The following is a 21910-nucleotide window of genomic DNA, read 5'->3' as shown; positions in this document are numbered from 1 at the left end:
TGCCTCAGCTCTCCGTGCCGTCGTCGCCCGCGCCGGGCTTTCCGCGGGTGTGGGTACGGGTACGAGAGGCGGACGCGGCCCGCTTGGCCGGTGTCTTGGCGGTGGCGGTCCTGCTCGCCGCGCGCTTCTTCGCGGGCGCGCCGGCCTTCGGCTTCGTCTCCGACTCCGGCTTCGTCCCCGTTTCCTTCTCCGCGGTGGCGCCCTCCGTGGCGGTGCCGTCGGCGTCCGACGGAGCCCCCGCAACGGACGGAGCCCCAGCGCCCGACGGATCCCCCGCGACCGGCGGCACCGGCGCGCCCGGCGCCCCGAACGGCAGCGCCCGTACCGTCCGCCGCTCCACCGGTTTCGCCGGTACGGGCCTCTCGCGGCCCTCGATCAGCACCAGCGACGCCTGGTAGGCCACCGACAGCGTGTACGGCGTGTGGTGGAGCATCCCCCACAGCTTCGACGTCTCGTCGATGTCCATCACCGTCGGTGTGAAGCGCACCCGCTGCGCGGACGCGGCCAGATCGCTGCCCGCCAGATACGGACGCTCGGCCGCCAGCTCGATCAACTCCTGTGACAGGACCGGGATTTCGTGCAGGGTCCGGACCACACACCCGATCAGCCGCTGGCTGACCAGCTCGGCCTCCTCGCCGTACGCGCTGATCAGATAGTGCAGATCGAGCGGCGCGGCGGGACGCTTGATGAGTGTGCCGTCCGACGCGCGTGTCGGCAGGTCGGTGTGGCGCATCGAGGCGTTGGGAGTGACCTGGTACAGAAAGACATTGATGGTCGGCTCGGCCGGTGGCTCGGCCGGCGGTTTACGGGTCTCCACCTTGACCGCGATATCGATCTCGGGCCCCAGATTGCTCTCGATCAGCAGCGCCAGGGCCTGGGTGACCGTCGCGACGGCAAGTGCGTTGCTCATGGCCTCAGTTCCTCTTCTTCTCGCCGCGCGACAGATAGTCGTCCAGGGTCAGCGCGGGCCCGCGCCGTCCGGTGTGATCGGGGCGGTCGGCGGCGCCGGGGCGATGTCCGCCGGGCGGTGGCGCCGCGCTCACTTCGAGCCGGCCGATCTGTACGTGGACGACGCGCTCGGCCTGCTTGGGCGCACGCCGGCCCACCCCGTTCGGCGCGGCGCCCCGGGCGGCGGCGGTGCCGGCGTCGCGCGGCCTGAGCGGTGCGGCGGTGGCCGGGGGAGTGGCGGCGGCGCGCGGCGCGGTGGCGGGCGCCGCCCGCTCCGTGCCGGATGACGAGGGGGCCCCGGGCCCTCGCGGTGTGCGCGGGCTGTCGCCCGACGCCGGTCGTGGCCCCGGAGCCCGGTGGGAGAGCGGCGGGAACAGCGGTCCCGTGCTCGGCGCGGCGGCGGAACCGGCGGGCCGCTCGTGCTCGCCGCCCGGACGCACCGCCTCGGTCCGTACGACCGTATGCCGGTCCGTCCGCACCTCGCGCCGCTCGCGCACCAACTCGGCCGGACCGGAGGACGGTTGGGAAACGGACGGGATCAGCGCGGCCGGCTCGTCGGGCTCCCGCGGGCCGGACCGCAGCGCCTCGACCCGCTCGTACGGGCCGGGAAGCCGTGGCCGGACACGCGTCCTGATCCCGGTACCCTCGGCGCCCGCGATCCCTTCCGCACCCTCGGCGCCGCCCGCCCCGGGCACCGGCGTGTACCGGGCGAGCAGCCGGTCGAAGTAGTCAGGCATCGGCACACAGCTCCAGGTAGTAACGACGCCGCAGCGGGCTGAGCGCCAGGATCTCCGGCTCGCTCCACCCGTAGGCGCTCGCGAGCAGATGGACATCGAGCAGCAAGTCCCGGGCCCAGGTGTCCAGTTCGGTCCACAGATACGAGGTGATGTCCAGTTCGGCGGGGGTGACCCCACCGCACTCGGGGCAGCTGACGTTGAGCGTCACGTCGGCCGCCGGATCCGCCTCCGCCGCCGTCTCGGAGAGGCGCCGTCGCAGATCCGCGGGCAGCAGTTCGGCCAGCCGCTCCGGCGGCACCGTCTCCCCGCCCCGTACGGCCGAGAGCGCGCAGCGCGCGACCAGCAGCCGACGGGCCTCCGCCGCGTCCGGTGCGGAGCCGGCCGCCGCGAGGTCGGCGACGGTGGGCAGCCGGAACTCCACCACCCAGTCGTCCTCCGCCACCCGCAGCGGCCCGTCCGGAGTCCGCCCCCGGACGCCCAGCACCGTGGCGTCGAGATCGAACTCCATCGCCTCTCCGCACGACGCGCACTCGACGCGTACCTGCATGCGCTCCCCGAACAGGGCCCGGCGCAGCGCGAAGAGATCCGCCTCCCGCGCGCCGACCGGCATCGACAGCAACTCGTCGGTGCCGGCCCCCGGGCGGGCCGCCCGGTGCAGCAGCAGGGACCGTCCCGCGTCGTGCTGCGCCAGCCCGGATTCCCAGGTGGCGAGCAGCTCGGCCGGCCCCGTCGGCGTCATCGCTCATTCCTCCGTTGTGCAGGTGCTACGGGTTGGTGCGGGTGGTACGTCGTACGAGCGATACGAGTCGTACGAGAGGTGTGAGTGGTACGTGAGATGCGAGTGGTACGCGTGGTACGGCTCGCGCGGATCAGGCCGGATAGGTGAACGAGGGCTCGACCGGCTCCTCCACCTCGTAGTCCCGTTCCCAGCCCTCGCATTCGAGCTTGACGCTCTGGATGGCGACGGCGTTCGCGTTGGCGTCCAGCTCGCCGAGCACCTGGTACTCGCTCACCCAGGCCCGGTAGAGCTTGTGCGAGACGGCCACCTGCCCGGCCTCGTTGAGGACCTGGATGATGATGTCCTTACGGAAGTCCCGCAGTGAGACCTCCGAGCCGAGCCCGGCCCCGACCTGCCAGACCTTGTTGGCCCAGCGGTCGAACTCCGGGTCGTGGGTGACGCCGCGTTCGAGCGTGACTCCCTCGAACTCGGAGCGGCCCGGGGACTTCCGGGGTGAGCTGGGGTCGCCGCCGTGGCGGTGTTTGACCACTTCGGTGGTGCGCTTCAGCGGACTGATCTTGCTGACGCCCGCGACCGTTCGACCGTCCCACAGGACCAGGAACTTGAAATTCTTGTAGGGGTCGAAGCGATGGGCGTTGATCTGGAACTCAGCCATCGGTTTCCTTCGTGTTCCTTTTCCTCGGTTACGACAGGTCGAACTGCCCGGCCACCTGCTGGATCTTCACGATCACGAATTCCGCGGGCTTGACCGGCGCGATACCGATCACGACATTCACCACTCCGCGCTCGATATCGGCCTCGGTGGTGGTGTCCTTGTCACACTTGACGAAGTACGCCTCGCGCGGTGTGCCGCCCTGGAAAGCGCCCTGCCGGAACAGATCGTTGAGATAGGCCGAGGCCTTCAGCCGGATCTGCTGCCACAACTGCTCGGTGTTGGGCTCGAAGACGACCCATTGCAGACCGCGGTAGAGACTCTCCTCGACATGGAGCGCGAGCCGGCGCACCGGCACGTACTTCCACTCGCTGTCGAGCGCGTCCGCGCCCTGGAGCGTACGGGCGCCCCAGACCAGCGGACCGACCACCGGGAAGGTGCGCAGGGAGTTCACGCCCAGCGGATTGAGCAGTCCGTTCTCCCGGTCGGTGAGCTTGACCGTCAGCGACCGCACCCCGGCGAGCCGCGCCTCGGTCCCGGCCGGCGCCTTCCAGACCCCGCGCTCTCCGTCGGTACGGGCGATGACCCCGGCGATGGCACCCGACGGCGGGAAGGAGCGCAGCCGTCCCGTGAGCGGGTCCGTCAGCTGGAGGTGCGGGAAGTACAGCGCGGCGTGATCGCTGCGTACGGGTTCGAACGCGCCGATCCCGGCGCGCGCGGCGTCCACGCTGCCCCAGGTGGACGGCGAGTCCACGAGCAGGAAGATCCGCCGCTCCCGGCAGAGCTGCTCGGCCGCGGAGAGCACGGTGACCATGTCCTCGGTGGACTCGTACGCCGAAAGCTCGGGCAGGGCCAGCAGATTGACGTCGTCCACATCGCGCAGCGCCTGCACACCGGTCTTGCTCGCCTCGCTGCCGATGAGGTCGCGCGGTCCGGGCGGATCGCCGTCCTTGCCGCCCTGGAGCGGGAACACGGGCGGGTTGACCGAGGCCTCGAGACCCAGGTCATTGGCGCACTCGCCGACGAACCGCACCACGTCGTCGGGGTCGGCGGACCCGGCGACGACCTGGATCCGGCGGCCGAACGCCGTGACCTCGGCGCCGGCGAAGGTGTGCTTGCCCGGGGCGTCCGGGAGCGAGCGCAGCTTGCGTTCCAGCAGGAGGGCCAGCTCCGTGACACTGCCCGGCGCCTCGCCGTCGTGGTCGGGGTCGTGGAGGGTGAACTCACGCTCCACGTCGCCGATCTTGACCTTCAACTCGACGTTCAGATTCGGAAGTTCCGCCGAGAAGGGCTTGGAGACAGTGCCGGAGGGGTCGGGCCTGTCCTCGTCCAGGGCCTTCACACGGACGAGGGAGGAACCGGCGTTGACGACCGTCTCCACGAACCGTCCGTGCCCGGCGTCCATCGACAGCCCGGTGAAGATCTCACGGGCGCCGCCGCGCGCGTCCAGGATCCGGAGGTTGAAGGTCTTGTCCGGGGTCGGTGTGTCGTGGTCGACGGCCACCCGCAGCCCCGAGCCCCAGACGCCGGGTTCCTTGGCGCGTACCTCGAGCACCGGGCACTGACTGTGCCCCTCGGTGGATTCGAGGGTGACGCAGGCTTCTTCGCCGGTGCCGGCCTTGGCCACGCGCACGATCACCGCGACGGAGCCGCCGTTGCCGAAGAACTGGTGGACGGCGTAGCCGACCGCGCTCTGGGAGGTGAGCCCGCCGAAGCGGCGCTCGAAGTCCGCGAAGCTGGTGATCCGCACGGGTTGGTTGAGCGGACCCCGGCGGGTGTGCCCCACGAACGCGGTCACCGAGGTGGTGACCGAGGCGATGGTACGGGTGCTGCTGGGAAGCTCTTCGATGTATACGCCGGGATAGCCCATGTGCGTCGGCATTCCCCCTCCATTCCCTTCGCGCACCAAGAGATGAGGAGAGGAAGTGCAGGGAACGCGCGTACGCACCGAACTGACCGGCCTACGCGCTCTCCGTTTTTTCCCCCGTCACACACCCCGTGCGATATCGGTCTCGCAGGGCCATCCGCATGCGTATGCGAAGGCCGCATGCGTATGCGTCAGTGGCTCCTGATGCATGAGTGCCGCTTGCGAGTCTGGATTGTGTGTCAAGGGATGGTCAAGAGAGTGATTCAGTCATCGACTGATCATTTTCCGCGATGCCGTTCGGAGGCAATAGGGTGTGGTCAGAGGGGCGTCGCCGGAAGGGTATGAAGATGAATTCACGACCGCTTCACAGGACCGCTCGATCCCTGCGCGAGAAACAAGCCGAATTGAAATCCGTCCGGCGCGCCGCCTTGTGTCCTGTTGGTGAGGAATGTGTGGCTTGGGCGGCTTATGTCAGCGGGTCAGATACGTGACCGCGCCGCAGACGCCGCTCGCCACCCCGACGGCCACAACCGCCGCCGCCACCGTGCGGGTTCTGAGCTGCCGGTAGCGCGCGGTGTATTCGCGGCGCAGTTCGGTTGCGCGATCGGAGATCCGTACGAGCATCGCCCGGGAGGCGGCCGCCCGGTCCGCGGTGTAGACCCGCTCCACGTCCTCACGCTGAGCCGTGGTCAGCCAGGGCAACTGCGCGGTGAAACGGGCGGCCTGCCGGCGTACGTCCTCGATCTCCGCGCTCCAGAGCAGATAGCCCTCGATCTGGTAGAGACCGCGGGCGCTCTCCTTGTCGGGCTCCACACCAATCTCCTCAGCTCTCCCCGTACCTCGTACCCCGTACCCCGTGTCTCCGGACAGGGGCCGTCATTTCTGCCGGTCACCCGGTGCCACGGTGGCGGAGGCCGCGGGGTTGTTCAGCGCCTCGTCGAGCAGCCGGATGGACGGATAGTGCAGATCGAACGCGGGGGATTCGGAACGGATACGCGGCAGGGTGATGAAGTTGTGCCGCGGCGGGGGGCAGGAAGTGGCCCATTCCAGCGAACGTCCGTACCCCCAGGGGTCGTCGGCCTCGACCTGCTTGCCGTACTTGGCGGTCTTCCAGACGTTGTAGAAGAACGGCAGCATCGACAGGCCGAGGACGAACGAACTGATCGTGGAGACCATGTTCAGCGCGGTGAAACCGTCGGCGGCGAGATAGTCCGCGTAACGGCGCGGCATACCCTCGGCGCCCAGCCAGTGCTGGACGAGGAAGGTGCCGTGGAAACCGGCGAAGAGCGTCCAGAATGTGATCTTCCCGAGCCGCTCGTCCAGCATCTTGCCGGTGAACTTCGGCCACCAGAAATGGAATCCGGCGAACATCGCGAACACCACCGTGCCGAACACCACATAGTGGAAGTGCGCCACCACGAAGTAGGAGTCGGACACATGGAAGTCCATCGGCGGCGACGCCAGGATGATGCCGGTCAGGCCGCCGAAGAGGAATGTGACCAGGAAGCCGATCGACCAGAGCATCGGCGTTTCGAAGGACAGTGAGCCCTTCCACATCGTGCCGATCCAGTTGAAGAACTTCACCCCGGTCGGTACCGCGATCAGGAAGGTCATGAACGAGAAGAACGGCAGCAGCACACCACCGGTCACGAACATGTGGTGCGCCCATACCGTGATCGACAGCCCCGCGATCGCGACTGTCGCCGCTACCAGACCGATATAGCCGAAGACCGGCTTGCGGCTGAAGACCGGGAGGATTTCCGTGACGATGCCGAAGAACGGAAGCGCGATGATGTAGACCTCGGGATGGCCGAAGAACCAGAAGAGGTGCTGCCACAACAGCGCCCCGCCGTTGGCCGCTTCGAAGACATGCGCGCCGAATTTGCGGTCCGCCTCCAGCGCGAGCAGCGCGGCGGCCAGAATGGGGAAGGCGAACAGGACCAGTACGGCGGTCAGCAGCACGTTCCAGGTGAAGATCGGCATGCGGAACATCGTCATGCCGGGCGCGCGCATACAGATGATCGTGGTGATGAAGTTGACCGAGCCGAGGATCGTCCCGAAGCCGGAGAAAGCCAGACCCATGATCCACAGATCGCCGCCGACCCCCGGCGAGCGGACCCCGTCCGTCAGCGGCGAATACGCGAACCACCCGAAGTCCGCCGCGCCGTTCGGCGTGATGAAGCCGGCCACGACGATGAGAGATCCGAAGAGATAGAGCCAGTACGCGAAGATGTTCAGCCGTGGGAACGCCACATCGGGTGCGCCGATCTGCAGCGGCATGATCCAGTTCGTGAATCCGGCGAACAGGGGTGTGGCGAACATCAGCAGCATGATCGTGCCGTGCATCGTGAACGCCTGATTGAACTGTTCGTGCGAGATGATCTGAATACCGGGACGGCCCAGTTCGGCGCGCATGAAGAGCGCCAGCACCCCGCCCATGATGAAGAACGCGAACGATGTCAGGAGATACAGCGTGCCGATCGTCTTATGATCGGTGGTGGTCAGCCACCCCACGATGACTTTGCCCGGCTCCCTGCGCCGTACCGGCAGCTCATTCTCGTAGCTGTCGTCGGCCTCGGCCGATTCTTCCGTGCCCGTCGTGGTCACCGTAACGCTCCTCCGGTCAACAGTCCCGTGTGAACTCGGCAGCAGCATGGCGTTGCTTTCACCGGGCCGGTGCGACCTTCTCCCTTCCGGCGCGTCGCGAGAATCGGAACCGGATCCGGTGGAATTCCCGGGAGGCGTGCTGTGACTGGGCCGATGGGCGGCCGTGCCGCGTATCGGGGCCTCTCCGCCGGGCAATCGCCGCCGGGTCACATTCACCCGATCGTGGGGGTCCCTGTTCGCCGCCCAGAGGCGGGGACGCGACGGGGACGGAGAGAAGGCGGGGGCGGAGAGAAGGAAGGGACGGAGAGAAAGAGGGGGCGGGGACGCGACGGGAAGGGGGCACGGGGACAATTCGTTGAGGGCATCGACAGATGAGGGGAAGAGTGGTTGATTACTCACATGTCATCCTCGGGAAGACGCCGGTTGTCGACCGCGGACGAGCGTCGCGAGACAGTGCTGCGCACGGCCATGCACGCCTTCGCGGCCCGTGGGTACTACGGGACGAGCACCACGGAGGTCGCGGAGGCCGCCGGTATCTCGCAGGCCTATCTCTACCGGCTCTTCCCGCACAAGGAAGCCCTGTTCGTCGCGCTGATCAACCACTGCGCATGGCTCGTGCGCGAGCGGATGTCACGCTCTCTGGCCGCCGCGGAGAGCAGCGATCCGGCGGAGGTGCTCGCCACCGTGACGTCGTCCTTCCGTCGACTGGCCACCGAGGAGCGGGACTTGGTCATGGTGCTGCTCCAGGCCAACTGCGCCGCGAGTGAGCCGGCGATCCGCGCGGCCGTGCGCGACTGCTACGCGAAGCAGGTGGAGTACGTACGGGCGGCGTCCCTCGCCTCCGACGAATGTATCCGGGGGTTCTTCGCGGACGGCATGCTCGGCAACGTACTCGCCGCCCTCGATGTGGCGGCCGTGGACGCTCCGTGGGCGCGCACCCTCTCCGGACATGGGCACGGGCACGGGCCAGGCCGCGACCACGGCCCCGGCCCCGGCGACGGTCGCCCTTCCCCACCCAACTGAACTTCCGGGAGCGGGAATACGCTCCCGCCCCACCTCGTTGAGCGCGGGGAGTGATTGACCACTCTCACGCTATCCGAGGGAGAACATCCGTGACATCGACGGCACCGGCGGCATCAGCGACACCGAACGAGCGGGCGAACAGGGCGGGACAGATCCTTTCCCGCTCCTTCAGTATCGGGGACCTGGTCCTGCCGAACCGGATCGCCATGGCGCCCATGACGCGCAACTTCTCGCCCGGTGGTGTCCCGGGCGCCGATGTCGCGGACTACTACGCGCGCCGGGCGGCCGGCGGCGTGGGGCTGATCATCACGGAGGGGACCCATGTCGACCACCCCTACTCCGGGCGCGAGCAGCAGATCCCGCGTTTCCACGGGGAGGACGCGCTCGCCGGCTGGGCCCGGGTCGTCGACGCCGTACACCGCGCCGGCGGCCGGATCGTTCCGCAGCTCTGGGCGGAGGGCAGCGGCCGGGTGACCGACGACGAGTCGGTGGCGAAGGCGGTCAGCCCGTCCGGGCTGGGGCTGGACGGCAACCCGGAGGGCCGGGCGATGAGCCTCGCCGAAATCGACGAGGCGGTCGCGGCCTTCGGCGCCGCGGCGGCCGATGCCGAGCGCCTCGGCTTCGACGGGATCGAGCTGCACGGCGCGCACGGCTACCTCATCGACCAGTTCCTCTGGTCCCGTACGAACCGGCGCGCCGACGCCTACGGCGGCGACGACGCGGCCAGGATCCGCTTCGCCACCGAGATCGTCGCGGCCGCGCGCGCGGCGGTGTCGCCGTCCTTCCCGATCATCTTCCGGCTGTCCCAGTGGAAGGCACACCACTACACCGCCAAGCTGACCGAAACCCCCGAAGAGCTGGAACGTCTGCTCACCCCGCTGGCCGAGGCGGGCGTCGACGTCTTCCACGCCTCGACACGCCGCTACTGGGAGCCGGAGTTCGACGGCTCGGAGCTGAACCTCGCCGGCTGGGCGAAGAAGCTGACGGGCCGGCCCACCATCACCGTCGGCTCCGTGGGACTGGACAGTGTGTTCCTGGAAGCTGTCGAGCAGGGCAAGGTGAAGGGGATAGCGGGTATCGACCCGCTGCTCGACCGGCTGGAGCGGGACGAGTTCGACCTGGTGGCCGTCGGACGCGCGCTGCTGGCCGATCCCGAGTGGGCGGTGAAGACGATCGAGGGGCGGGCGGACGAGCTGGTGCCCTTCGACAACAGCGCGATGACGGAACTGCGCTGACCGGAGGACCGGCACAACGACGGGACGAGCCGGCCCCTCTGACACGTCGGAGGAAGGGCCGGCCGTTCCCGCATTCCCGCGCCCGCGTCCCGGTTCGGTTCCGGTGTCCGGCCGGTCAGGGCCTGTCCCAGGCGCGGCGTTCGTCGTCCCGGGGAGCGTGGACGACCTCGGGGGCGCCGCGCCCGTACGTCATCACCGGGCGCGAGGCGTCCCAGGCGGGCCAGCCCGGATCCCCGGTGGCCGCGAAGCGCACCCAGTCGGCGTGCATGGTGTCCGCCAGGGACTGCGGCGCCCCGGTGCCGGTGAGCGAGCGCGTGGCCGGCTCCCGCAGGGTGTCGAAGACGAAGCCGATCTCCAGGGCGTGGCACGCGCCGAGCCGCTGGACCGGCGAGGGCCAGGCGAACTCGTAGAAGTAGGTGGCGGCCGGACCGTTCCCGCGCGCGTCGGCGAGCCGGGTGAGCGGGATACGCAGCAGCCGGTCGGTGGCGAGCGCGCCGAGCAGCTCCCCGGGCGACGCGTCCGGCCGGTTGGCCCGGTACACCGCCGCCGTCCTGCCCCGTACCCCGAACCGGGCCATGGCGAGCCGCAGCGTGACCGGACCGATCCGGTCGAGCGCACCGCTGGGTATGAACCACAGCCGGTACTCCTCCGAGGTGGTGCCCATCAGCAGACCGATCTCCGCGCCCTGCCCCGCCGCCAGCGCGGCGGCCGGGTCGCGGGGCAGCACCTCGCCGTCCACCACGAGATCGAAGCTCGCGCCGCCGCCCAGCGGGCCGCCCGCGGTCACCTCGCGCTGCGCCCGCAGCAGCCGGTCGCGGTCCACTCCGGCGAGGGCCGCCGCCGTCGCCGGGACCCGCAGCCGCCGGGCGACGCGCCGGGTGGTGCGCCGGCCTCTGGCCGGAGTGACAGCGGACGGGACGCCGCTCTGCAGCACAGCGCGCCGCAGCAGACCGGCGGAGAGCGGGGAGGCCAGGATCCCGGCGACGGAGAACGCCCCGGCGGATTCGCCGAAGACGGTGACCAGTTCGGGATCGCCGCCGAAGGCCGCCACATTCCGCCGTACCCACGCGAGCGCCGCGAGCTGGTCCCGCAGCCCCAGGTTGGCGGGCGCGTCGGGGAACACCCCGAACCCCTCGATGCCGAGCCGGTAGTTCAGCGACACGAGGACCACGCCGTCCCGGGCGAACGCGGCGCCGTCGTACGTGGGAACGGCCGACGAGCCGTTCCGCAGCGAGCCGCCGTGGATCCAGACCATCACGGGCAGCCCGGCGCCGCCCGGATCGGGGGTCCACACATTGAGGTTCAGACAGTCGTCCCCCGGCACCGACGGATCGGGCAGCAGCCGGTCCAGCGGCGGGGCGTACGGCGGCTTCGGGGCGGTCGGCCCGAAGGCGGAGGCCTCACGGACACCGTCCCACGGCGCGGGCGCGGCCGGCGGGCGGAAGCGGTACGGGCCGACGGGCGCCGCCGCGTACGGGACACCGCGGAAAACGGCGAACCCGCGCTCGATACGGCCGCGCACCCGGCCGTACTCGGTGCGGACGACGGGTGCGCCACCGGAGACGGGCTCCACGCCCACGACGGGCTCCACGCCCACGACGGGCTCCACGCCCAGAACGGGGTCCACGCCCACGGGGTCCGTGCTCAGGCCGGGCTCCACGCCCATGGCGGGGTCCGGGCCGGGGCCACTGATCATCCGGTTGTCCTCCCTTCCCTCGTGCACGCCTCGCACGACATCGCCCCTTATACGTCCCCCGTGCACCCCTCATACATCCTTACGCGCATAGTGATCCCGTTGCCCGTGCACCGAGCCCCGCAGTCCGCCGAGCAAGGAGTAGGACCATGACCACCGTCACCGCGACCCCCGCCGCCACCGTCGCGCGGCTGCGCGCCACCTTCAACACCGGCCGGAGCAAACCGCTCTCCTGGCGGCTGGGACAGCTCGACGCCCTGCGCCGGCTGCTCACCGAACGGACCGACGAACTCCAGGCGGCCCTGCTCGCGGACCTGGGCAAGAATCCGGCCGAGGCGTACCGCGCCGAGATCGGCTTCACCCTCAACGAGCTGGACCATACGGTCGCGCATCTGGAGGAGTGGCTGCGCCCCAGGCCGGCCGCCGTCCCCGATGTCTTCCTCCCCGCCGGGGCCCGGGTCGTCCGTGACCCGCTCGGGGTGGTGCTGATCATCGGCCCGTGGAACTACCCCGTACAGCTCGTGCTCGCGCCGCTGGTGGGGGCGCTCGCCTCGGGCAACACCGTGGTCATCAAGCCCAGCGAGCTGGCGCCCGCGAGCTCGGCCGCCCTCGCCGAGCTGGTGCCCCGGTATCTCGACAACGAGGCCGTCGCCGTGGTCGAGGGCGCGGTCCCGGAGACCACCGCCCTGCTGGAGCAGCGCTTCGACCACATCTTCTACACCGGCAGCGGGCAGGTCGGCCGCATCGTCATGACCGCCGCCGCCCGCCATCTCACCCCCGTCACCCTGGAACTGGGCGGCAAGAGCCCCGCCGTGGTCGAGCCGGGCGCCGATCTGGAGGTCACCGCGCAGCGGATCGCGCGCGGCAAGTTCGCCAACGCGGGGCAGACCTGTGTGGCGCCCGACTACATCCTCGCCATCGGCGAGACGGCGACGGAGCTGGAACCGCGGCTGACCGCCGCCGTCCGGTCCATGTACGGGGACGATCCCGCGGGCAACCCGAAGTACGGCAAGATCGTCAACGAGCGGAACTTCGACCGGCTGATCCCGTTCCTCGGCGACGGCCGCGTCGTCCTCGGCGGTGGCAGCGACCGCGCGGCCCGCCATATCGACCCGACCGTACTGGCCGACGTCCCGCCGGACGCCCCGGTGATGCGTGAGGAGATCTTCGGTCCCGTGCTGCCGATCATCCCCGTACCGGACCTGGACGCGGCGATCGCCTTCATCAACGACCGCGACAAGCCGCTGGCGCTCTACGGGTTCACCGAGTCCGAGGAGACCAAGCGGCGGCTGACCGAGGAGACCTCCTCCGGAGCGCTCACGTTCGGGCTGCCCGTCTCCCATCTGGCGATGCCGGAGCTGCCCTTCGGCGGTGTCGGCGCGAGCGGCATGGGGCGCTACCACGGCGAGTACTCGATCGACACCTTCAGCCATGCGAAGGCGGTCGTCGACAAGCCGCTGAGCTGACCGTCCTCCCGTCCTTCCTTCCTTCCTTCCTTCCTTCCTTCCTCGCCATCCTCCCCTCCTGCCCTCCGACCCTCCGTCAGGTCGGTGGAGCCGGTGGCGGCGGCTGCGCCGGAAGCACAGCCGGCCGGTCTCGGTGCGCGAGATCACGTTGACCCCGGGCGAGGTTCCTCGGGAGGGTTGGCTGCATGGACCATGCATCTGCACCGCCCCCGAGGGCTGCCCACTTCGCGGACGGGGGCGTGCGGTGCGCGGCGTACTGACCGGATTCGGCGTCATCGCGGTCGTCATCGGTGTCGGCTATCTGATAGGTCGGCGCAGATATCTCGGGGACAACGGGCGCGAGGTGCTCACCAAGCTCGCGTTCCACGTGGCCACACCGGCGCTGCTGTTCACGACGCTGGCCCAGGCCGATCTGTCGGTGGTCCTCTCCAGCAGGCTGCTGATCACCGCGCTCAGTACGGTGGCCGCCGCCGGGGCGTTCGTGGCGGTCGCGCTCGTACGACGCTGGGACGTGGGGACCACCACGATCGGCGCGCTCTGCTCCAGCTATGTCAATGCCGGGAATCTCGGCATCCCGATCGCCGTGTACGTCCTCGGCGACGCCTCACTGGTGGCGCCCGTCCTGCTCTTCCAGCAGATCGTGGTCACACCGATCGCGCTGACGGTGCTCGATCTCTCGGGCTCCGGCGAGAAGCGACCGGTGTGGCAGCGGGTGACGACGCCGCTGCGCAACCCGGTCGCGGCCAGTTCGCTGTGCGGAGTCGCGGTGGCGGCGACGGGGGTGACGGTGCCGGGTCCGGTGCTGGACCCGCTGATACTGATCGGCAACATGTCCGTCCCCGCGGTGCTGCTCGCCTTCGGCATCTCGCTGTACGGCGGCGCGTTGCCGGGCCGGGGCCCCGACCGCCGGCCCGTGCTGCTGTCCGCGGTCCTGAAGTCCGTGGGCCAGCCGCTGGCGGCCTGGGCGCTCGGGGCTCTGGTCTTCGGGTTGCACGGCGCGGCCCTGCTCGATGTCGTGGTGACCTCGGCCCTGCCGGCCGCGCAGAACCTCTATACGTACGCCTCCCGTTATCGCGTCGCCGAACGGCTGGCCCGCGAATCGATTCTGCTGTCCACGATGCTGTCGGTGCCGGGGCTGGTGGTCGTGGCGACCTTCCTCAGCTGACGGCGGTTGTGTTTATGGTCGCGCCCTCAGTCGAAGGCGCCGCTGTAGGCGTTGAGCGCGGGCTGCCCGCCCAGGTGCGCGTACAGCACCGTCGAGTCCTTGCCGATCTCGCCCGTACGCACCAGATCGATCAGCCCGGCCATGGACTTGCCCTCGTACACCGGGTCGATGATCATCCCCTCCAGCCGGCCGGTGAGCCGGATCGCCTCCAGCGTCGACGCCACCGGGATGCCGTACTGGTCGCCCGCCCACCCTTCGAGCACGCTGATCTCGTCGTCACGCAGCTCGCGCCGGAGGCCGATCAGATCGGCGGTGTGCCGCGCGATCCGTCCGACCTGCTCGCGGGTCTCGTCGATCCTGGCGGAGGCGTCGATGCCGATCACCCGCCGCGGGCGGTCCTGGCCCGCGAATCCGGCGATCATCCCGGCCTGCGTGGAGCCCGTGACACTGCAGACGACGATCGTGTCGAAGAAGACGCCGTGCTCGGCCTCCTGACGCTCCACCTCGTACGCCCAGTTCGCGAACCCCAGCCCGCCGAGCGGGTGTTCGGAGGCACCGGCCGGAATCGGGTACGGTGCGCCGCCCTCGGCCCGTACCTCGTCCAGCGCCTGCTGCCAGGAGTCCTTGATCCCGATACCGAACCCCGCCGAGCCGAGCCGGACATCGGCGCCCATGATCCGGGACAGCAGGATATTGCCGGCCTTGTCGTTCACGGGGTCGGGCCAGTCCACCCACTTCTCCTGGATGAGCCGGGCCTTGAGACCGAGATGAGCGGCGACGGCGGCCACCTGCCGGGTGTGGTTCGACTGGTACCCCCCGATCGAGACGAGCGTGTCCGCGCCCTGGGCCAGCACGTCAGGGACGATGTACTCCAGCTTCCGGGTCTTGTTCCCGCCGTACGCGAGACCGGAGTTGCAGTCCTCGCGTTTGGCCCAGACGCGGGCGCCGCCGAGGAACCCGGTCAGCCGGTCCAGGCTGTGTATCGGGCTCGGTCCGAAGAGCAGGGAATAGCGCGGGAAATCCTCGACGGCCACGGGGGAGGTCCTCTCTGGGGGAAGGTGTCTCCCGGTACCGCCTTCCCCGCGGCGTGCCACGTCAAGAGTCCGGCAGGCTCCCGAGCCGGCCCTCCAGCAGGACCAGCAACTCGCCCAGCGCGCCCGCCAGCCGCTCCCGATTGCGGGTACCGAGTCCGTCCAGCAGGGCCGCCTCGTAGCCCAGTTGCTCGGGCAGCAGCCGGTCCAGCAGCTCACGCCCCTCGGTGGTCAGGAACAGATGCGTGACACGGCGGTCCCGGTCGTCCGGCCGCCGGGCGACCAGTCCCCGCTTCTCCAGCCGGCGCAGCCGCTTGGTCACCGCCGCCCCGGAGGCGAAGGTCTCCCGGGCGATCCGCCCCGGAGTCAGCTCCCGGTCCGTACGGCGCAGGGTTCCCAGGATGTCGAACTCGGGCCGGGTCAGTCGCTCCCGCCTGAGGGGCGCGTCAGCGGCCTGCTGGAGGAGCGCGGAGCAGCGGTTGAGCCGCCCGATGACCGCCATCGGGGCGGTGTCCAGTTCGGGCAGTACCTGCTGCCACTGCCGCATCACACCTGCGAGGAGGTCCTCGGCCACGGGTACGGCTCCTTTGCTCCGGTTCGGCGGCCCGGACCGGGAGTGGACGGGCCCGTGTGCTGCGTATTCGCCATGAAAAAGATCAGCAGGTGTTTTATGTATAAAGGATATCTCGCTCTTCTTATCTCACCGCTACACAAAAGTGGCCAAAGCGCGCAGAATGGGTCTGACGCGACTCGATGTCGCGCATCGCGGTCTGACTTGCGCAAGCGAAGGAGGCGAGTCGTATGGCCGACGTCTCACACACGAGGCACACGAGGCAGGACGTCTCACCGGGGCAGGACGTCTCACATACGAGGCAGGACCTGGCCGGTCATCCCGATGTCCCGGAGATGCGGGAGCGTTACGCCCGCATGCTCGGCGGACGCGACGTGGCGCTCCTCGACGGACCGGTTTTTCTCGTCGGCCTGTTCTGCGCCCTGTCGCCCTGGATCATCCACTTCACGGCCACCCAGCCCGCTCTGGCGGTGCACAACCTCATCATGGGAATCGCGCTTGTGGTGATGGCTGTCGGTTTCACCGTCATGCCTCAGCGCATGTACGGCCTCAGCTGGGCCATGTGCGCCATGGGTGTGTGGCTGATCATCGCGCCATGGATCGTCGGTACCGGTCCGGACAAGGGCATCATCTGGACCAACGCGATCATCGGCGCGCTGACCATCCTGCTCGGTCTGGTGTGCGCGGCAGCCGCGATGAAGAGCGGCCGCAACCGCCGAAGGGCCTGAGCCGCCCGGCCGGCCCGTCCCGGGAGACCGGGCGGGCCGGCCGTCATCCCCGGCGGCGGGTGACCCACTGGCCACCCCCTGTGCCGCCGCTGAAGACCGCTGACACGTGCGCGCGGCCCCTGCCCGGCGAGCGGACCCTTTTCCGGAGTCTGGGAAAGTGGGGCCATGCAGGCCATGACGCGTACCGAACTCACCGATCTCGTCGACACCTTTCTCGACGGACCCTCGCCGCTCCCCATCGTCTCCGCGGGTGACCCCGTGCTACGGCGCCCCGCGCTTTCGTACGAGGGGCAGTTGGGAGAGGCCCGGCTGGAGCGTCTGGTGCGCGTCATGCGCGAGACGATGCACGCCGCGCCCGGCGTCGGACTGGCGGCGCCGCAGGTGGGAATCCCCCTGCGGCTCGCGGTCATCGAGGATCCCGCCGAGGTGAGCGACGAGGTGCGGGACGCGCGCGGCAGGGTTCCGCAGCCTTTCCGGGTGCTGGTCAACCCGTCGTACGAGCCGCTCGGCGACGGCCGGGCCGCGTTCTTCGAAGGCTGCCTGAGCGTCCCCGGCTGGCAGGCCGTGGTCGTGCGCCACGCGCGGGTCCGGCTGTGCGGGCAGGACGAGCGGGGGCGGGAACTCGATGAGGAGTTCTCGGGGTGGCCGGCCCGTATCGTCCAGCACGAGACGGACCATCTCGGCGGAACGCTCTACCTCGACCGCGCCGAGACGCGCTCGCTGTCCAGCACCGAGCACGCCGTCGCGCGCTGGTCGCAGCCCACCCCCGCCCTGGCCGCGGCGGAACTGGGCTTCACGCTCCCCACTTCCTGACCCTTCCCGACCGGCGTACCCCGCGGCAGGAAACCGCTCGGGCACCACTTCCGGGAGTTCCGGACGAGGCGTCAGATTCCCATGTTCATGCTCGGGCCGCTGTGGCAGACTGCCCGACGTAACGGTGGCGCTCGGGGGGTGCTGTGGTGCGTAGAGGTGGGACGTGAGCGAACCGCGCTCCGCGCCGACGATCGGCCAACTCGTCCTCAGCAAGCAGTTGCAGACCCTGCGCGAGGGCGCGGGACTGAGCCGGGAGCAGGCGGGCAAGCTGCTGCGCGTCACCGCCGCCACCGTCCGCCGGATGGAGACGGCCGAGGTCTCACTCAAGATCCCCTACGTGCAGATCCTGCTCCCCGCCTACGGCGTGTCCGCCGACGAGGCCGAGATGTTCCTGCGGCTGGCGGACGAGGCGAACGAACCGGGCTGGTGGCAGCGGTTCTACGACATACTCCCGGACTGGTTCAGCGGATACGTGAGCCTCGAAGAGGCCGCCACGACCATTCGCTCCTACGAACCGCACTTCGTGCCCGGACTGCTCCAGACAGAGGACTACGCCCGTGAGGTCCTGACCGCGGGCGCCCTGGGCCGGATGACCGACCCCGGCAGGATCGAACGCCATGTCGCGCTGCGCAAAAGGCGCCAGGCGCTGCTGACCCGCTCCGATGCGCCGGCGCTCTGGGTCGTCCTGGACGAAACGGTACTGCGCAGACCCGTCGGCTCGTCGGCGGTGATGCGGGCACAGATCGACCGGCTGATCGAGGCGACGGAACTGCCCAATGTGACGATCCAGATAGCCGAGTTCGCCGCGGGCCATCACCCCGGCACCTACAGTCCGTTCGTACTGTTCCGCTTTGATATGCCTGAAGTGCCCGACATGGTGTACATCGAATATCTGACCGGCGCCCTCTATCTCGATCAGGACGCCGAGGTCACCGAACATATGCAGGTCATGGACCGGATGGTGGCCCACGCCGAGTCCGCGGGCCGGACGAGGCACCTCCTCGCCGCGTTCCGCCGGGCGATCTGAGGTACGGTGCCTGCCATGGGTACGTACTCGAACTTCCGTGCAGCGGAGCCGCGCCACAGCGGCCCCCACGGTGAGTGCACGCCCCGCGGCCACAGCTTTCTGCGTCGCCGCGGCCGGGTGGGATCTCCCCCGGCCCGTTCCTGTCGCTGATCCGCGACGCCACCCGTAGCCCCACCGGCCCGTTGTCGACGGGCCCGTCCGCTCCGGGATCCCGCCTCCGCCGAACCGCCCCGCGTGATGCCTGCCGTCGTTCCCCCAGAGGAGAGCCGTGACCATCACCGTCCCTTCCGCCGAGTCCGCTCCTTCCACCGCGTCCGTTCCGTCCGTGTCACCCGTACTGCGTGATCACCGCATACCCGCCGACGGCCTGTACGAAGGCCCCCGTACGCTGCGCCGCCTCCCGGAGGAATGGGAGGACCGGCCGTACGAACTCTTCGACGTCGTCCCGCAGGGACGGATCATCGGTGCCGAGATCCGCGGGCTCGACCTGTCCCTCCCGCCGGCACCCGCCGTGCGCGAGGAGCTCAACCGGGCGTTGCTGGAGTGGAAGGTGCTCTTCTTCCGCGGACAGCATCTCTCGTCCGACGCGCAGCGCGCCTTCGCCCGCAACTGGGGCGAGTTGGAGACCAATCCGCTGCTGGCCGCCGGAGACGCCCCGGAGGTGGTCCGGTTCGACCGGAGTGCGGTGCCCACCTTCGAGAACGTCTGGCACGCGGATGTGACGTTCCGCGAGCGGCCCGCGCTGGGCGCGGTGCTGCAACTCCGCGAGGTGCCTCCGGTCGGCGGTGACACGATGTGGGCCGATATGGCGGCGGCGTACGACAATCTGCCGCAGGGTGTGAAGGACCGTATCGACGGCGCCCGCGCCGTGCACGACTTCGTCCCGGGCTTCGCGCGCTTCTCCTCGCCCGCCCAACTCGCCCCGTTCCAGGAGCTGTTCCCGCCCGTCGAGCACCCCGTCGTACGGCGCCACCCCGAGACCGGGCGGCGGATGCTGTTCGTCAACATCTCCTTCACCACCCGGATCGTGGGGCTGGAGCGTGCGGAGAGCGACCGGTTGCTGCGCCTGCTGTTCCAGCAGGCCCATGTGCCCGAGTACCAGGTGCGGTTCCGCTGGCAGGCGGGGGACATCGCCTTCTGGGACAACCGCGCCACCCAGCACTACGCGGTCAATGACTACGCCCCGCACCGCCGGGTGGCCGAGCGCGTCGCCATCGCGGGCGACCGGCCGTTCTGACGGCTGCCGCAGATGCCGCGACGGCGAGGCGCACATCATCCGTAACGCCGGGGGAGGGGGCCGAGGCGGAGTCCCCGATCAGCCGTGCCGGCCCGCCCGTTCGCTCAGTGACCGCAGGATCAGGGAGAGGCCGTAGTCGAAGCGCTCGTCGAAGGAGGTGTCCTCGAAGTGCGCCACGACCCGGCTCAGTGAGGGGTGGAGTCCGGGGACGAGCGCGCGGCCGAGGCCGTGGCCGACCGACTCCGGAGCCGCTTGTTCCTCCTGGGACAGTCCCAGTACGAAGTAGACCAGCGTCCAGCACGCCCAGGCCGCCTCGCGCTCGGGCAGACCCGTGCCGAGCAGCGCCTCGACCATGGTCTCGGCCAAGCGGAGGGTGGCGGGTTCCGCGCTGTAGGTGCCGGACACGACGGCGGCTCCGTCGCGGTGTGCCAGCAGACCGCGACGGTAGCGGTGGCAGAGTTCGCGGACCCGCTCCTCCCAGGGCTCGGGCAGATCGTCCAGAGGCACCCCGCCGACGATCGCGTCCGCCATCAGTTCCAGCAGCCGGGCCTTGGTCTTGGCGTGCCAGAGGACGGTGTTCATCCTGACGCCGAGCCGCTCCGCGATGCCGCGGATCGACACCGCCTCCGCGCCCTTGTCGTCCAGCAGTTCCAGTGCCGCCCGTACCACCGTCTCCGGATCGAGCCGGGGCCGTGAGGGCCGATCCGATTGCCTTTTGGTCACTGACCTAGTCTACTGTTCCGTGTCATTGGTCAGTGACCAAGAGGGAAGGGGTGGAGGCATCAGCATGGATATGGATATGGATATGGGCAGGGATGTGGACTCGGGCGGGGAACAGGTCGTCGTGGTCGGAGCCGGTCCGGTCGGGCTCTGGCTGGCGGCGGAGCTGCGCCTCGGCGGGGTGTCCGTCACCGTCCTGGAGACCAGGGAAGAGCGGAACCCGCACTCGAAGGCGCTCACGGTCCATCCGCGCACCATCGAGATCCTGGCCTCTCGTGGTGTGGCGGAGGCGTTCCTCGCGGAAGGAGGACGGATTCCCAGCGGCCACTTCGGCGGACTGACCGACCGGATGGACTTCGGCGCGCTGGACACGCCCTACCCGTTCACGCTGGCGCTGCCCCAGGCCCGTACCGAAGAACTGCTGGAGGAGTACGCGCTGTCGGCCGGCGCGCGGATCCGGCGCGGGCACCGGGTCACGGGTCTCCTGCGGCAGCGGGACTCGGTGTCCGTCCGGACCGAGGGGCCTGACGGGCCGTACGAGCTGCGGGCGGCCTACGTCGTCGGCTGCGACGGAACGCGGAGCGTCGTACGCGACGCGGCGGGCATCGGCTTCCCCGGCACCGACGTCACGACCTGGGGCTGGCTCGGCGATGTCGTCCTGGACAGCCCGCCGGAGGGGCCGGGTCTGAATGTGTCCACGACCGAGGGCGGGCTGATGGCCGTGCCGCTGCCGGGCGGGATCCACCGCTTCGTCGGCATCGCCCGCGACGACGTCCGGGCCGAACCGCCCGGCGCGCTCACCCTGGAAGAACTGCGCGCCAAGGTCGTACGGATCACGGGCGACGACTTCGGGATGCGCGATCCGGTGTGGCTCTCCCGGTTCGGCAACGCCACCCGGCAGGCGGCGCGGTACCGCTCGGGGCGGGTACTGCTGGCGGGGGACGCCGCGCACATGCACTTCCCGACCGGGGGAGTGGGCCTCAACGTCGGTGTCCAGGACGCCACCAATCTCGGCTGGAAGCTGGCCGCCGTGGTCGCGGGCGGGGCGCCCGACGGTCTCCTGGACGGTTACCACGACGAACGGCATCCGGTCGGCGCGGATCTGCTGGAGAGCACACGGGCGCAGACCGCGCTCATGACCGCCTTCACTCCGGAGGGGCAGGCGCTGCGCGAGGTCCTCAGCACACTGATCGCCACCCGGCCCGAGTTCTCCAGGGACCTCGCCGAACGTCTCTCCGGGCTCGCCGTCGCGTATCCGCCCGCGCCGTCCGTTCCGGCGCATTCGCTCACCGGCCGCCGGGCCCCGGATCTGGCGCTCGCCGGGGGAGACGGCGGTTCGGGGACGGGCCTGTTCGCCCTGCTCCGGAACGGCCGTCACATACTGCTCGATCTCACCGGCGATTCCACCGGCGATTCCACCGGCGGTTTCACCGGTGAATTGGAGTGGCTCACCGCCGACCCCGTCCGCCGGCTCACCGTCCATAGCGCGCCCCTCTCCGCGCCGCACTCCGACTGGTCCGGTGTGCGTGCCGCTCTCATTCGCCCCGACGGTCATGTGGCCTGGGCGAGCGCCGAGCCGGACGACGAGGCGCTGCTCGGAGCCGTACGGGAGACCCTGGCCGCCGTCCCGCGCTGAGGGGGCGGTGGACCG

General features: G+C 70.0%; 20 protein-coding genes. 9 read left to right on the top strand and 11 right to left on the bottom strand.

Annotation, left to right across the window (positions count from 1 at the left end):
- Window positions 1–4: 4 nt before the first annotated feature.
- The 7 genes from CU044_RS07820 to ctaD all read right to left on the bottom strand — a co-directional run bounded on the left by CU044_RS07820 (window position 5) and on the right by ctaD (window position 7550).
- Complete coding sequence (locus tag CU044_RS07820) at window positions 5–910, bottom strand: DUF4255 domain-containing protein (RefSeq protein ID WP_129767704.1); 906 nt, start codon at window positions 908–910, stop codon at window positions 5–7.
- A 4-nt stretch (window positions 911–914) separates the two neighbouring features.
- The gene (locus CU044_RS07815) at window positions 915–1685 is read right to left on the bottom strand and encodes a hypothetical protein (RefSeq protein WP_129767703.1); all 771 of its coding nucleotides are present in this window, start codon (window positions 1683–1685) and stop codon (window positions 915–917) included.
- On the bottom strand, window positions 1678–2424 hold the full coding sequence (locus tag CU044_RS07810; RefSeq protein WP_129767702.1) for a hypothetical protein: 747 nt from the start codon (window positions 2422–2424) through the stop codon (window positions 1678–1680). Before CU044_RS07810 ends, CU044_RS07815 begins: the two co-directional genes overlap by 8 nt.
- Before the next feature lie 130 nt (window positions 2425–2554).
- Window positions 2555–3079: a phage tail protein gene (locus CU044_RS07805; protein WP_129767701.1), complete on the bottom strand. Its 525-nt coding sequence runs from the start codon at window positions 3077–3079 to the stop codon at window positions 2555–2557.
- 28 nt (window positions 3080–3107) lie between these two features.
- The gene (locus tag CU044_RS07800; protein ID WP_129767700.1) at window positions 3108–4958 is read right to left on the bottom strand and encodes a phage tail sheath C-terminal domain-containing protein; all 1851 of its coding nucleotides are present in this window, start codon (window positions 4956–4958) and stop codon (window positions 3108–3110) included.
- 456 nt (window positions 4959–5414) lie between these two features.
- Window positions 5415–5756: a hypothetical protein gene (locus tag CU044_RS07795; protein WP_129767699.1), complete on the bottom strand. Its 342-nt coding sequence runs from the start codon at window positions 5754–5756 to the stop codon at window positions 5415–5417.
- Window positions 5757–5819: 63 nt separating this feature from the next.
- Window positions 5820–7550 (bottom strand): cytochrome c oxidase subunit I, encoded by a 1731-nt coding sequence (ctaD, locus tag CU044_RS07790; RefSeq protein ID WP_129767698.1) that lies wholly within the window; start codon window positions 7548–7550, stop codon window positions 5820–5822.
- Between the two features lie 423 nt (window positions 7551–7973).
- Here ctaD and CU044_RS07785 point away from each other — a divergent pair, with 423 nt between their 5' ends.
- Window positions 7974–8573 carry a TetR/AcrR family transcriptional regulator gene (locus CU044_RS07785; RefSeq protein WP_345790124.1) on the top strand — a complete coding sequence of 200 codons (600 nt, stop codon included), beginning with the start codon at window positions 7974–7976 and terminating at the stop codon, window positions 8571–8573.
- Between the two features lie 89 nt (window positions 8574–8662).
- Window positions 8663–9808 carry an NADH:flavin oxidoreductase gene (locus tag CU044_RS07780; protein WP_129767696.1) on the top strand — a complete coding sequence of 382 codons (1146 nt, stop codon included), beginning with the start codon at window positions 8663–8665 and terminating at the stop codon, window positions 9806–9808.
- A gap of 115 nt (window positions 9809–9923) precedes the next feature.
- Here CU044_RS07780 and CU044_RS07775 read toward each other — a convergent pair whose 3' ends face one another.
- Window positions 9924–11531 (bottom strand): carboxylesterase family protein, encoded by a 1608-nt coding sequence (locus CU044_RS07775; RefSeq protein ID WP_240045412.1) that lies wholly within the window; start codon window positions 11529–11531, stop codon window positions 9924–9926.
- A gap of 119 nt (window positions 11532–11650) precedes the next feature.
- Here CU044_RS07775 and CU044_RS07770 point away from each other — a divergent pair, with 119 nt between their 5' ends.
- A complete protein-coding gene (locus CU044_RS07770) occupies window positions 11651–12967 on the top strand; it encodes an aldehyde dehydrogenase family protein (protein WP_129767695.1) in 1317 nt (438 codons plus the stop codon).
- A gap of 244 nt (window positions 12968–13211) precedes the next feature.
- Window positions 13212–14132: an AEC family transporter gene (locus CU044_RS07765; RefSeq protein WP_129767694.1), complete on the top strand. Its 921-nt coding sequence runs from the start codon at window positions 13212–13214 to the stop codon at window positions 14130–14132.
- Window positions 14133–14158: 26 nt separating this feature from the next.
- Here CU044_RS07765 and CU044_RS07760 read toward each other — a convergent pair whose 3' ends face one another.
- Together CU044_RS07760 and CU044_RS07755 are read right to left on the bottom strand one after the other, a co-directional pair.
- Window positions 14159–15166: a 1-aminocyclopropane-1-carboxylate deaminase gene (locus CU044_RS07760; RefSeq protein ID WP_129767693.1), complete on the bottom strand. Its 1008-nt coding sequence runs from the start codon at window positions 15164–15166 to the stop codon at window positions 14159–14161.
- Between the two features lie 61 nt (window positions 15167–15227).
- Entirely contained in the window at window positions 15228–15737 is a 510-nt protein-coding gene (locus CU044_RS07755; protein ID WP_129767692.1) for a MarR family transcriptional regulator, read from the bottom strand.
- 227 nt (window positions 15738–15964) lie between these two features.
- Here CU044_RS07755 and CU044_RS07750 point away from each other — a divergent pair, with 227 nt between their 5' ends.
- The 4 genes from CU044_RS07750 (at window position 15965) to CU044_RS07735 (ending at window position 19539) form a co-directional block, all read left to right on the top strand.
- Entirely contained in the window at window positions 15965–16462 is a 498-nt protein-coding gene (locus tag CU044_RS07750; protein WP_129767691.1) for an SPW repeat protein, read from the top strand.
- Window positions 16463–16636: 174 nt separating this feature from the next.
- On the top strand, window positions 16637–17275 hold the full coding sequence (locus CU044_RS07745; protein WP_129767774.1) for a peptide deformylase: 639 nt from the start codon (window positions 16637–16639) through the stop codon (window positions 17273–17275).
- Between the two features lie 163 nt (window positions 17276–17438).
- Entirely contained in the window at window positions 17439–18302 is an 864-nt protein-coding gene (locus CU044_RS07740; protein WP_129767690.1) for a helix-turn-helix transcriptional regulator, read from the top strand.
- A gap of 274 nt (window positions 18303–18576) precedes the next feature.
- A complete protein-coding gene (locus CU044_RS07735) occupies window positions 18577–19539 on the top strand; it encodes a TauD/TfdA family dioxygenase (protein WP_240045428.1) in 963 nt (320 codons plus the stop codon).
- Between the two features lie 78 nt (window positions 19540–19617).
- Here the strand turns inward: CU044_RS07735 and CU044_RS07730 are convergent, their stop codons facing one another.
- Window positions 19618–20262, bottom strand: coding sequence for a TetR/AcrR family transcriptional regulator C-terminal domain-containing protein (locus CU044_RS07730; protein ID WP_129767689.1), 645 nt, complete (start codon window positions 20260–20262; stop codon window positions 19618–19620).
- A gap of 82 nt (window positions 20263–20344) precedes the next feature.
- Here CU044_RS07730 and CU044_RS07725 point away from each other — a divergent pair, with 82 nt between their 5' ends.
- Window positions 20345–21895: an FAD-dependent monooxygenase gene (locus tag CU044_RS07725; RefSeq protein WP_129767688.1), complete on the top strand. Its 1551-nt coding sequence runs from the start codon at window positions 20345–20347 to the stop codon at window positions 21893–21895.
- Window positions 21896–21910: the final 15 nt, after the last annotated feature.

This window comes from Streptomyces sp. L-9-10, from assembly GCF_004151105.1.
GTDB lineage: Bacteria > Actinomycetota > Actinomycetes > Streptomycetales > Streptomycetaceae > Streptomyces.
This window is presented reverse-complemented; position numbering and strand designations above follow the sequence as displayed.